At 40.5% G+C, this 13,178-nt stretch carries 10 protein-coding genes and 1 pseudogene; 3 read left to right on the top strand and 8 right to left on the bottom strand.

What is annotated here, in order from left to right; translation table 11 throughout:
• Both CIK00_RS19075 and fghA read left to right on the top strand, forming a co-directional pair.
• A pseudogene (locus CIK00_RS19075) lies at positions 1-127 on the top strand (S-(hydroxymethyl)glutathione dehydrogenase); the annotation flags it as partial.
• A gap of 91 nt (positions 128-218) precedes the next feature.
• A complete protein-coding gene (gene fghA, locus CIK00_RS19070; protein WP_101770187.1) occupies positions 219-1,067 on the top strand; it encodes an S-formylglutathione hydrolase in 849 nt (282 codons plus the stop codon).
• Between the two features lie 143 nt (positions 1,068-1,210).
• Here fghA and CIK00_RS19065 read toward each other — a convergent pair whose 3' ends face one another.
• From CIK00_RS19065 to guaB, 3 genes are all read right to left on the bottom strand, one after another.
• On the bottom strand, positions 1,211-2,770 hold the full coding sequence (locus CIK00_RS19065; protein WP_101770186.1) for an AbgT family transporter: 1,560 nt from the start codon (positions 2,768-2,770) through the stop codon (positions 1,211-1,213).
• Between the two features lie 338 nt (positions 2,771-3,108).
• Positions 3,109-4,692 carry a glutamine-hydrolyzing GMP synthase gene (gene guaA, locus CIK00_RS19060; protein WP_101770185.1) on the bottom strand — a complete coding sequence of 528 codons (1,584 nt, stop codon included), beginning with the start codon at positions 4,690-4,692 and terminating at the stop codon, positions 3,109-3,111.
• 113 nt (positions 4,693-4,805) lie between these two features.
• The gene (guaB, locus tag CIK00_RS19055) at positions 4,806-6,269 is read right to left on the bottom strand and encodes an IMP dehydrogenase (RefSeq protein WP_101770184.1); all 1,464 of its coding nucleotides are present in this window, start codon (positions 6,267-6,269) and stop codon (positions 4,806-4,808) included.
• A gap of 275 nt (positions 6,270-6,544) precedes the next feature.
• Between guaB and xseA the strand changes: the two genes are divergently transcribed.
• Complete coding sequence (xseA, locus tag CIK00_RS19050) at positions 6,545-7,897, top strand: exodeoxyribonuclease VII large subunit (protein WP_101770183.1); 1,353 nt, start codon at positions 6,545-6,547, stop codon at positions 7,895-7,897.
• Between the two features lie 69 nt (positions 7,898-7,966).
• Here the strand turns inward: xseA and CIK00_RS19045 are convergent, their stop codons facing one another.
• The 5 genes from CIK00_RS19045 to CIK00_RS19025 all read right to left on the bottom strand — a co-directional run bounded on the left by CIK00_RS19045 (position 7,967) and on the right by CIK00_RS19025 (position 13,172).
• A complete protein-coding gene (locus CIK00_RS19045) occupies positions 7,967-8,197 on the bottom strand; it encodes a zinc ribbon domain-containing protein (protein ID WP_101770182.1) in 231 nt (76 codons plus the stop codon).
• Positions 8,198-8,720: 523 nt separating this feature from the next.
• The gene (locus CIK00_RS19040; protein ID WP_233426581.1) at positions 8,721-9,629 is read right to left on the bottom strand and encodes an alanyl-tRNA editing protein; all 909 of its coding nucleotides are present in this window, start codon (positions 9,627-9,629) and stop codon (positions 8,721-8,723) included.
• 75 nt (positions 9,630-9,704) lie between these two features.
• Positions 9,705-11,210: a ribosome biogenesis GTPase Der gene (der, locus tag CIK00_RS19035; RefSeq protein WP_101770181.1), complete on the bottom strand. Its 1,506-nt coding sequence runs from the start codon at positions 11,208-11,210 to the stop codon at positions 9,705-9,707.
• 176 nt (positions 11,211-11,386) lie between these two features.
• Positions 11,387-12,550: an outer membrane protein assembly factor BamB gene (gene bamB, locus CIK00_RS19030; protein ID WP_101770180.1), complete on the bottom strand. Its 1,164-nt coding sequence runs from the start codon at positions 12,548-12,550 to the stop codon at positions 11,387-11,389.
• Positions 12,551-12,560: 10 nt separating this feature from the next.
• Entirely contained in the window at positions 12,561-13,172 is a 612-nt protein-coding gene (locus CIK00_RS19025; protein WP_101770179.1) for a YfgM family protein, read from the bottom strand.
• Positions 13,173-13,178 lie beyond the last annotated feature (6 nt).

The following is a 13,178-nucleotide window of genomic DNA, read 5'->3' as shown; positions in this document are numbered from 1 at the left end:
CATGGCTGGTGAGTTTAAACTTGACGATTTCATCTCATTTAACATGGGTCTAGAAGACATCAACAAGTCTTTTGAGCTACTACACGAAGGTAAGAGTATCCGTACGGTTATTCACTTCGATAAGTAAGCTTTCCTAAAATAAGCTTTATTCTAATAACGTCATAAAAAATGCGCAGAGCGCCTACACTCTGCGCAGCTTTAACAAGAGACTAAATCCAATGCCTTTAGAAAATATTAGTTGTAACAAAAGCGCTGGCGGCTGGCATAAGCAATATACTCACCGTTCAGAAGTCCTTAATTGCGATATGCGTTTTACTATTTACCTGCCACCACAATGTGCAGCAGGACAAAAAGTACCCGTTATTTACTGGTTATCAGGACTGACATGTACTGATGAAAACTTTATGCAAAAAGCAGGCGCACAACGTATGGCTGCTGAATTGGGTGTCGCTATTGTTGCTCCAGATACTAGCCCTCGTGGTGAAGGTGTTGCTGACGACCCACAAGGTGCGTATGACTTTGGTCTTGGTGCTGGTTTCTATGTTAATGCAACAGAAGCACCGTGGAACCGTCATTACCATATGTATGATTACATTGTGAATGAATTACCAACATTGATTGAAGCACACTTCCCAGTCACTGATCAGCGCGCCATCACTGGTCACTCAATGGGTGGACATGGCGCATTGATGATTGCATTACGTAATCCTGAGCGTTATAGCTCTGCATCAGCATTTAGTCCTATCTCGAATCCAATGAATAGTGCTTGGGGCCAAAAAGCGCTTACTGGTTATCTTGGTAGTAATACTAAAAACTGGAAGCAATATGATTCAAGTGAATTGATGCGTATTGCTGAAGTTAAATTACCAATGTTGGTTGATCAAGGCACGCACGATAACTTCTACAATGATGGTCAGCTTCGTACTGAAACCCTTGTTGCAGCAGCGGAAGCAAATAGCTACCCACTAGAAGTGCGTATGCAAGATGGTTATGACCACAGCTACTACTTTATGGCCTCATTTATTGACGATCATCTTCGCTTCCACGTTGAAAACTTCAATAAATAACCGCTAATTTTTATTAAACTCTTCTTTGCAGACAGGGATTAATAAAACACAAAAAAGCCTCAAACAGTTTACCTGTTCGAGGCTTTTTTTCGTTAACGATAATTATTTATTAATACTCACTATCGTTATTCAACTCTAATTATTTACATACTGTAAGTGTAAGGCGCTTGAACACCTAGAGGAATACCTAGGGTCCAGAATACTAATAGGAAGATAGTCCAACCAATTAACATTGCAATTGAGTACGGCATCATCATTGACGCTAAGGTGCCAATACCTGAACTCTTAACATAACGTTGCATGTAAACAACCACTAATGGGAAGAACACCATCATTGGTGAAATAATGTTAGAGACAGAGTCACCAACACGGTAAGCCGCTTGAGTTAATTCCGGTGAAATACCCACTGCCATTAACATTGGAACCATAATAGGACCAATCAATGCCCACTTAGCAGACGCTGAGCCCACCAATAAGTTAACACTGGCTGTTAGTAGAATCATACCAACGATGGTGACTTGACCCGGTAAGTTCATTTGTTGCAATAATTGCGCACCAGAAAGTGCTAATAGCGTACCTAAGTTTGATTGCGTAAACGCCACCAAGAACTGAGCAATAAAGAACACCATTACCATAAAGCCAGCCATGCCCGCCATGGTAGTCGACATCGCTTTAATCACATCACCACTTTGCTTAAATGTACCTGCAACTTTACCGTAGATAATACCGGGAATAACAAACAGAATGAAAATCAACGGTACAATAGATTGCATCACTGGTGCATTAAAGGCAGCAACTTCACCCGTAGGCGAACGCAATGGCGAGGTTTCAGGCCATACTGCAGCAACTAATAGCACGATACCCACAACCATTGTCCAGCCAGCGTATGAGAATGCTTTGCTTTCTAGTGGCGTAAAAGAACCCATATCAGGTGCTTCTTCTGCATCTTCATCAATCGCTGTTTTTTGTAAACGAGGCTCAATTACTTTATCGGTGATGTACCAGCCAATACCCACAATAATGAACGATGATAGACCAGTGAACATTAAGTTTGCTAACGGATTAACAATGTAAGTTGGATCCATGATACGTGCAGCTTCTTGGGTAAAGCCCGCTAATAATGGGTCGATACCAGAAGGAATAAAGTTAGCAGAGAAACCACCAGAAACACCAGCAAACGCCGCTGCAATACCCGCAAGAGGATGACGACCAGCTGCGTGGAAGATAATACCACCAAGTGGAATAACCAATACATAACCTGCATCAGCAGCAGTGTGCGATACAATTGCCACTAAAATCAGCATCGGCGTAAGTAGCTTAGCTGGCGTAACATTTAGCATCTTTTTCAGGCCAGTATTAATAAAGCCTGACGCTTCAGCAACACCCACACCTAACATAGCAACTAATACAATACCTAATGGCGCAAACCCAGTGAAGTTTTTCACCATGTTCGCCAAGAAACTTGCCATCGCATCGCCAGTTAACAAGTTATTGACTTGAACAACTTCTTTAGTCACTGGATGCATAAGGCCAAAATCAAACTGCGAGAGCACAGCAGAAAGAATCCAAACGGTAACTAAACCCCAAAAGAACAGTAACGCGGGATCAGGAATTTTATTACCTGTGCGCTCAATACCATTTAAAAACTTGTCCATCGCACTCGTCGAAGGGGGTGGTGCTTGCTTCAATATTTTGTCGTTCATGGTAATTCCATGTCCTTATGCTGGTTATGTTTGCTATGCGGATCGACTTACATGTAGTCGATCTCATTTTTTGTCCAAATCAAATATGAATATTCGCTGAACGATCGTAATGAAATTACCACAACAAACAGTGTTATAAACCTACTAATAACACCTACTAACCACTACATATTGTAACCAATCATTAATACGACACTTACAAAAAACATAATTCAAACAAATAAGCAACAAATCACAAATAAAAAGATAAATCTTACTTTAATCGCATTAAATAGCAGCCATAAAAAAAGCACCCGTAGGTGCTTTTTATTATTCAATTAGTGCTAATAAACCTGTAATTATTCCCACTCAATCGTTGCGGGTGGCTTACCAGAAATATCGTAAACAACACGTGAAATACCATTGACTTCATTGATGATACGGTTCGATACTTTACCTAAGAAATCATAAGGTAAATGTGCCCAATGCGCAGTCATAAAGTCGATTGTTTCTACCGCACGTAGCGATACAACCCAATCATACTTACGACCATCACCCATCACGCCCACTGAACGTACAGGTAAGAATACAGTAAACGCTTGCGATACTTTATTGTAAAGATCAGCGTTATGTAGCTCTTCAATAAAGATTGCATCTGCACGACGTAGTAAGTCACAGTATTCTTTCTTCACTTCGCCTAACACACGAACACCTAAACCAGGCCCAGGGAATGGGTGGCGGTAAAGCATGTTATAAGGCAAACCAAGTTCTAGACCGATCTTACGTACTTCATCTTTAAATAACTCACGTAATGGTTCAACCAAACCCATTGCCATATCATCTGGCAAACCGCCAACGTTATGGTGAGATTTGATTACGTGCGCTTTACCTGTTTTAGATGCGGCTGATTCGATCACATCAGGATAAATCGTACCCTGTGCTAGCCACTTAGCATTTTTTAATTTCTTTGATTCTTCATCAAAGATGTCAACAAACACGTGACCAATTTTCTTACGTTTCGCTTCAGGCTCATCAATACCTGCAAGCGCATCTAAGAAACGATCTTCTGCTTTAACATGGATGATTTTCAGACCAAAGTCATCACCAAACATGTCCATTACTTGCTGGCCTTCGTTAAGACGAAGTAAACCGTTATCAACAAATACACATGTTAGCTTATCGCCAATCGCACGGTGAATAAGCATTGCAACCACTGATGAATCAACGCCACCAGACAGACCAAGGATAACTTCATCGTCACCGACTTGCTCTTTGATACGTGCAATTGCATCTTCAATAATATTGGCTGATGTCCATAGCTTTTCACAGCCACACACATTCATCACGAAGTTTTCAATTAACTTCATACCTTGACGCGTATGCGTTACTTCAGGGTGGAATTGCACCCCGTAGAAGCGCTTGTCTTCATTTGCCATTGCAGCAAATGGGCAAGTATCAGTTTCAGCAACTTTAATAAAATCAGCTGGAATCTCGACAACTTTATCGCCGTGGCTCATCCATACATCAAGTAATGGCGTACCATCAGCAGCAACAGCATCTTGAATATCTTTTAAGAAAGCAGTTTGCTCAACAATTTTAACTTGCGCATAACCAAATTCGCGCTCATCAGAACCTGCAACTTTACCACCCAGTTGTTCTGCCATGGTCTGCATGCCGTAACATACACCAAACACAGGAACACCCGCTTCAAATACATACTGTGGTGCGCGAGGAGAACCCGCTTCAGTTACGCTTTCAGGACCACCAGAAAGAATAATACCGTTTGGATTGAAATCACGAATATCAGCTTCATCAACATCCCAGCTCCAAAGCTCACAGTAAACGCCGATTTCACGGATACGGCGGGCAATTAACTGAGTGTATTGTGAACCAAAATCCAAAATAAGAATACGTTGGTCATGAATATTTGCGGTAGTGGTCATTATAGAACTATCTCAAAAATTGAATGTATTGGGGGCTATATCTAGCCCCGATTTTATCTAACTTCGCAACTTAGGCAATCGTTTTCGTTCAACGAATACTGACTGCTTAATAATTAAGCCGTACGGTAGTTAGGCGCTTCTTTTGTGATTATCACATCATGTACGTGCGACTCTTTCATGCCTGCGCCTGAAATCCGTACAAATTCAGCTTTAGTACGTAAGTCTTCAATTGTTGCAGAGCCAGTTAAGCCCATGCTTGAACGTAAACCACCCATTTGCTGATGAACGATTTCTTTCATCAAACCTTTGTAAGCAACACGGCCTTCAATACCTTCAGGTACAAGCTTATCTGCTGCGTTATCTGATTGGAAATAACGGTCTGAAGAGCCTTTTGACATTGCGCCAAGTGAACCCATACCACGGTATGATTTATAAGAACGACCTTGATACAGTTCAACTTCACCCGGTGCTTCTTCAGTACCAGCGAACATTGAGCCAACCATCACACATGATGCACCCGCAGCAATCGCTTTACATAAATCGCCAGAGTAACGAATACCACCATCAGCAATAACTGGAATACCGTATTGATCAGCCACTGATGCAGCTTCTGAAATCGCAGTAATTTGAGGAACACCCACACCAGTCACAATACGTGTAGTACAGATTGAACCTGGGCCGATACCCACTTTAACTGCACTTACGCCAGCTTCAATTAATGAGCGAGCACCGTCTGCTGTTGCAACGTTACCGCCAACAATAGGAAGATTAGGGAAAGCGGCACGTGTTTCACGAATACGTTGTAAAACGCCTTCTGAATGACCGTGAGATGAATCGATAAGTAATACGTCAACACCAGCTTCAACCAATGCAGCAACGCGTTCTTCATTACCCGCACCAGCACCAACAGCAGCACCTACACGTAAACTGCCGCGCTCATCTTTACACGCGTTTGGTTTACGTTCTGCTTTTTGGAAGTCTTTCGCAGTGATCATCCCTTTTAGGCGGAAATTGTCGTCAACTAACAGTACTTTTTCAACACGGTACTGTTGCATAATCGCTTCAACTTCTTCGCGAGATGCGCCTTCTTTTGCTGAAGCTAACTTCTCTTTAGAAGTCATTACTTCTTCAACTTTAATTGAAAGGTCAGTAACAAAACGAACATCACGGCCAGTAATAATACCAACTAATTCATTGTTATCTGCAACCACAGGATAACCTGCAAAACCATTTTCTAAGGTCAGACGTTTAACATCTGCGATAGTGTTATTTGGTTTAACAGTAACAGGTTCTGCAACAACGCCTGCTTCGAACTTTTTAACCATGCGAACTTCAGCCGCTTGTTGTTCGATAGACATATTCTTGTGGATAAAACCAATGCCGCCCTCTTGAGCAAGTGCAATGGCGAGGCGACCTTCAGTCACTGTATCCATAGATGCTGATAGCATAGGAATGTTAAGAGCAATCTCTTTCGTGAGACGAGTGCGCAGATCGGCAGTGTTAGGTAGGACTGTAGAATGAGCAGGAACTAGTAATACATCATCAAACGTCAACGCTTCTTTTTTAATTCGTAACATGCAATATCTCACACCAATTTAAAGGTTTACAAAGAAGATTAAAATATTGCGAACGGATTATACGTATGAAGCAATCGTTTGGCTAGAATTATTTTTATTTTTTTAATTGACAAAAAACATTTGCTGAGTAGTATATTTCGGTTAACTATCCGGTGATGCGGTCGACGAAATACGGCCAAGATCTGTCCATTGATCTGCCTAGGCGTTTTTCGTTCTATTTGATAGTTTTTTGACCGCCTGCCGCCATTCATTCGTTCGTTAGCAGGTACTCCTTCGTGACTCTATTCGCTTCTCAAAGCCAATCCAACGATCGTATCTACACCGTTTCCAGTCTCAATGCACAAGTCCGCCTAATCCTTGAAAATGAAATGGGGATAGTTTGGCTCGTCGGCGAATTATCAAATTTTTCAATGCCCGTTTCTGGCCATTGGTATTTCACCCTTAAAGATTCTCGTGCTCAAGTAAAATGCGCGATGTTCAAAGGTACCAATCGCCATGTCAGCTTTAAACCCGGCAATGGTAATCAAGTTTTAGTTAAAGCGCGGTTATCAATTTACGAACCTCGCGGCGACTATCAGTTGATTATTGAAAGCATGCAACCTGAAGGGGATGGTCGTTTACAGCAACAATTTGAACAACTAAAAATGACCCTTGCTGCTGAAGGATTATTTGCTCAAGCATTGAAAAAACCATTACCACAACAACCTCAACGTGTCGGTATTATTACCTCTAAAACAGGCGCAGCTCTTCACGATATTCTGCAAGTATTAAAACGTCGAGATCCAAGTTTAGCGGTGGTTATTTATCCGACAATGGTTCAAGGTGATGGTGCAGCCATATCAATAGCTCAAGCCATTGGACGGGCAAACTCACGCCAAGAATGTGATATTTTAATTGTTGGTCGAGGGGGTGGTTCATTAGAAGATTTATGGGCATTTAACGAAGAAATTGTTGCACGAACCATTGCAGCAAGTCAGATCCCGATCGTCAGTGCTGTCGGCCATGAAGTTGATGTCACCATTGCTGATTTTGTCGCAGATATGCGCGCACCGACGCCCTCTGCTGCGGCAGAATTAATCAGTCGTGATAGCTCAGCACAAACCGATAAAATTGCTCAGAAACAACAACAATTACGCCATGCGATTCAGTTTTATTTCGCTGATAAAAAACAGCATGTGAATCAATTAAAGCACCGTTTAGATCGTCAACATCCACAGCTGCGTTTAAACCAACAACAACAGCATCTAGATGATATAACCCGTCGATTACAGCAGATAATGCTGAAAAAAATACAAAAACAACAACAACGTATTACTCAAAACCAATATAAATTATCACTTCATTCACCACAGCAACGTCTGCAACACAACACAACCACACTTATTAATACCAAGCGACGTTTATTGGATGCAATGGATCGTAACCTGTTAAATGCTCAGCATAAATTATCGTTATCTGCCGAAAAATTAGATACCGTAAGCCCACTGGCAACCCTAAGCCGTGGTTACTCAATTACGCGTAATGATAAAGGGGATCTTATTCGTCGTTGTGATCAAGTTAAAGCGGGTGATCAACTGATCACAACAGTCACAGATGGTAAGATTCATACCACCGTTAATAACAATTAATACTCGTTATCCATCACTCTTCAATGCCGCAATATAATTTTTTTATTGCGGCATAATTGCGCTAAAATATTAATCTTCTGCTTTATTAAATACGATTTTTACGCGTGATTTTGATTTTAACTCATTACAATAATTACAAAAGTAACTCGCAGATCCACACGCTTGTAATTTCTCTAATTGCTCAGAACAATCAGGACAAAATGCAGTTTTAGTCACTTTTTGTTGGCAATACTCACAAAAATATCCCTGATCTTTCCAACTCAATTCACTCTCACATTGCGGACAAGTATTTTTAATCACTCTTTTTAACTCCTAAATGAATTTGTTCTAGCATGCAAAATTATTGCGTTAGATGCTACTAAAATTAAATATCACTTTTTAAATATTTAGCACAACCCTAACTAATGCTTCGTAATTCTCTCGATCACTCATTGTCATAATGACACCATGATCCCTAATATGATCATCACCCTTATGGGTGATCATTGTGTTTATTAAACTTGATCAGCGATCAGCTCTCAAAAGAATATTTATCAATACACATCCCGAAAGCATAAGTTACATATCCTGTATATGAATTTTAAACAGTATTAAACTCTAAAAAATATCACAAAAACCGCTCTGATCTAATATTTAATAAATCAGGATCATATTGAAAAAAGTATAAATATTGACCATATTAAACATTAAGATAACGCATAGTTATTCTCATTCAACAATAAAAACAGTTATCTTCACCTTTATTAACGCTATAAAAAATAGACAATTACACCTACAAAAAAATCGTCCGTAGACGATTTAAATATCATGATCATATTATTATTTATGCCATAACGGCCGTCGTTATCATTACTAATTGTTGATCAGAGATAACTTCAAACTTTACCGTTAACGCAAGATATTCTGCTAATGAGGTCGCATGCGTTCCACCACAAGGAATTTCAATGATTCCCTCATCACCAAGATCACATTGCCAATAACGAGAATCTGTTAATGCATCACCTTCACGACGCATCACTATTGGCGTCGCTAATGCTATCCATAGCGCTAATTGTTGGTTAATTTTAACGGTTATTTGTTCAATATCCGCGATCATTTCAACACTATTAAGTCCACGTTTACGCAAAGTTTTACCTAATCGATAATGATCAGTATTACAATTTTCACTCGCAATGCTCTTTTCTTGCGCGTAACTATGGAAATCGTAATAGCCAAGCTCATCACGTCGACTCGGATCTTTTCGCCAAAAATCAGTATGTAGCACTTTATTTAATGCTAATGATGATAAATGACCGCCACTGTGACCACGGCTTAACCCCTGTTGATACGCTTTATCAACCACCAGTGTTACCTCTTCAGCAACACAAAGAGCAAGCGGTAATGCTAGATGATGAGCCACAACAAACACCCAACCATCAGTATCACGTTTAACAGGAATATCAGCGGCGATATATAATTGCTGCGTGGCTATTTCTATCGCACCTACAACACAATCTGTCACAGTATAATTCTGGGATTGATAAATTAATTCACCACGATCCGCGGGATGATCTGGCCAAATATGGCTTACAGGATGAAAGGGGGTTTGCTCAACAACGATCCACGTGCCGCCATTTTTAGCAGCAACAGCACAAACAACGGCACTGTTTATTTGCCAGATATTTTGAGTGAAAAGTACTTTTGTTGGCGTAATAATCGTTGGCATAACAATTGTTGGTGTAACAACAACCATGATATTTTCCTTATAAAAAAGCCCAACACAATGGCTGGGCTTTTACATCAAGAGACAATACACTCTATCGCTAAATTACTTACGACGATCGTGTAAAGCACTGGTTAAGCGCTTACGCTGACGTTCTTGAGAAACAGTCAACTTTTGCTTTGTCGTTTCAAATGGGTTCTCACTACTCTGGAATTGAATTCGAATAGGTGTACCCATCATTTCTAATGACTTACGGTAGTAGTTCATCAAGTAACGTTTGTAAGAACTTGGTAGGTCACTTACTTGGTTACCGTGAATAACAATAATTGGTGGGTTATAACCACCAGCATGGGCATATTTAAGTTTCACACGACGGCCACGAATCATTGGTGGCTGGTGATCATCTTGTGCCATTTGCATAATACGGGTTAGCAAAGATGTACTGATACGTTTAGTTGCTGACTTATATGCTTCAATAACTGATTCATATAAATGGCCAACACCGGTACCGTGTAGTGCAGAAATAAAGTGAATACGCGCAAAGTCAACAAAACCAAGACGACGATCAAGTTCAGATTTAACACGCTCTTTAACGTCGTTACTTAAACCATCCCACTTATTAACTGCAATCACTAACGAGCGACCAGAGTTCAGTACAAAACCAAGTAAACTTAAATCTTGATCTGAAATATTTTCGCGGGCATCAATCACTAACAACACAACGTTGGCATTTTCGATAGCTTTCAATGTTTGGATAACAGAAAACTTCTCAACCGCCATGCTCATGTTCTTACGACGACGGACACCAGCAGTATCAATCAATACGTACTCTTGACCATCACGTTCCATTGGAATGTAAATAGAGTCACGTGTCGTTCCTGGCATATCGTAAACAACAACGCGTTCTTCACCTAAAATACGGTTAGTCAGCGTTGATTTACCTACGTTAGGACGACCAATGATAGCCATCTTAATAGGTTGTTCTTGTAGACGTTTATACGCAGCTTCAGCATCTTCTTCAGAAAGATTAGCTTTCTCGATATCTTTAACTGATGTTAAATCTTCAAGTATAAGCTCACCATCTTCGCCATTTGCCGCGGCTAACTCTGCATTTAATTTATCAGAGAATGGCGCTAAAGCACGTTCCATTAGCGCAGTTACGCCACGGTTTTGAGTGGCTGCAATTTGGTACATAGCATCAACGCCTAAACGCCAAAATTCTGCACTCGCGCTGTCGGGATCCATACCGTCAACTTTGTTTACCACTAAAAATGTTGGCTTTTCACGGCTACGAAGGTGTTTTGCAATTGCTTCATCAGAAGATGTTAATCCAGCACGACCATCAACAAGAAACAGTACAACATCTGCTTCTTCGATTGCCGCTAATGACTGTTCAGCCATTTTGCTTTCAACACCTTCTTCTGTACCATCAATACCACCGGTATCAATAACAATAAATTCGTGCTCTTCTAACTCAGCTCTACCGTATTTACGATCCCTAGTTAAACCAGGAAAGTCTGCAACAAGTGCATCCCTCGTGCGGGTAAGACGATTGAACAACGTCGATTTACCCACGTTAGGGCGCCCGACAAGGGCAACAACAGGAATCATAACTACCTCTTATTTTTCATAGTCTTAATTGACATACAACCGTTCATTCTTGCCTCAAATAAGTATATTTACTTATCTTCATCCGACAATAATATACACAACGGATATAACAACAACGGCTCCAACTGCATAAGACAGCTGGAGCCGACAAATTAATCTAGTGACAGTATACCGACTTATTTCGATATTTGCATTTTGTTGATTTCGCCATCACGAGTGACAACAATAAACCCATTGTTATCTAATGCAACTGGCGGAACCGCAATACCGCTACCATCAACCGACTCTTGTGATACAAATTCACCTGATTGAGTATCTAACCAGTGTAGATACCCTTCAGCATCACCAGTAACTAAATAGCCATCAATAACAGCAGGCGCACTTAGTTGACGATATTGAAGATCTTTATTTTGCCATAATTCAGTACCACTACGTGCATCAACTGCAACGATATGATCTTTAGCCGTTACTAAGAACAACTCATTACCATCAACGACAAAATTGGTTGCTGATGAATAATTACGTTTCCACGCAATTTGACCACTACGAAGATCAATTGATACTAATGTACCATTATAGCCGATAGCATATAATCGATCGCCTGCAATTACAGGAGCGGCATCGACATCCACTAAACGATCAATTTCAGTAGAACCTTTAGGCGTTGAAATGGTTTGCTGCCATAGCACACGACCATCATTTAAGATTGCGCCTTCTAAACGACCATTTGATAAGCCCCAGAAAACACCACCAGAAATCGCAACTGGAGAACTGGTACCACGTAATGTTAATGTTGGTATCTCATTGTTGATTTGCCATTTGCTCGTACCAGTATCAGCATTCAAAGCTTCAAGCACACCACTACTGGTATTAACAACTACAATACCATTATCAACTAATGGCTTTGACAACACTTCTCCAGCAACTTTAGCGCGCCAAACTTCTTTACCCGTTTCAGCATCTAATGCTATTACGTCAGCATTTTCTGTACCAATAAATATTTTTCCTTCAGCTAAAACTAAGCCTCCAGAAATTTTAACAGCGGTCTCTTTTTCTAAATCATTTTTCCATAACACTTTACCATTGCTAGAATCTAAAGCTTCGACTAAACCATTACGGTCAGCAACAAAGACTTTACCTTGGCCAACAGCGGGCGTTAGCTTTGAATAGTAACCAGAAACACCGTCACCAACGCTATGACTCCAATCTGTTTTAGGCGTAAAAGTATTATCGACTTTAGGCAATGGAGCCATATGAATAGAATCAACTTCGCTCGCACAACCCGACAATACGCTCACAGCAATTGCTACGGCTAAAGCTCGTTTTAACACCTTATGCATTATGTTCGCCTTATTGAGCTAAGTCATTAAGCTTCATTTGCAATGCTGGTGATGAACCATCTTGCTGAGCTTCTATATATGCATCACGTGCTGCTTGAATATCGCCTTTTTGCAGTAATATATCACCACGTAACTCAGCAATATTTTCATTCCAGCTTGGAATCGTTACTTTTTTCAGTTCAGCTAATGCTTCAGTAAATTTCTGCTGTTCTGCGTAAATACGTGCTAGACGTGTTACAGCTAACGGTAAAATAGCGTTATCTTTAGTGTTATTGATCACCCAATTAAGTTGCTCAATCGCACCATCAAGATGATTATTTTCAACTTGAACTTTCGCTAATTGTAATGCAGCAAGAACAGCATACTGACTGTCTTTATTAGCTTTGATGAACGTTTGCGCTTCAGTGACAGCAGTTTTACTTTTATTGTCGAGAGCTGTAACTACTTGAGTATAGGAGTCTGAAGCTAAATGCTTAGCAACATGGACTTCAGACTGGTAGTAACGCCAACCTAATAGACCGCCTAAACCAATCACAGCGCCGAGAACAACGGCTTTGCCGTTATTTTGCCACCACGATTTTATCGCTTCAACCTGTTGTTCTTCTGTGGCGTAGTCGTTCACTTCCTG

This window comes from Photobacterium carnosum (assembly GCF_002849605.1).
Classification (GTDB): Bacteria; Pseudomonadota; Gammaproteobacteria; order Enterobacterales; family Vibrionaceae; genus Photobacterium; species Photobacterium carnosum.
Note: the sequence above shows the minus strand (reverse complement) of the source record. Positions and strands in the feature narration are given on the sequence as shown.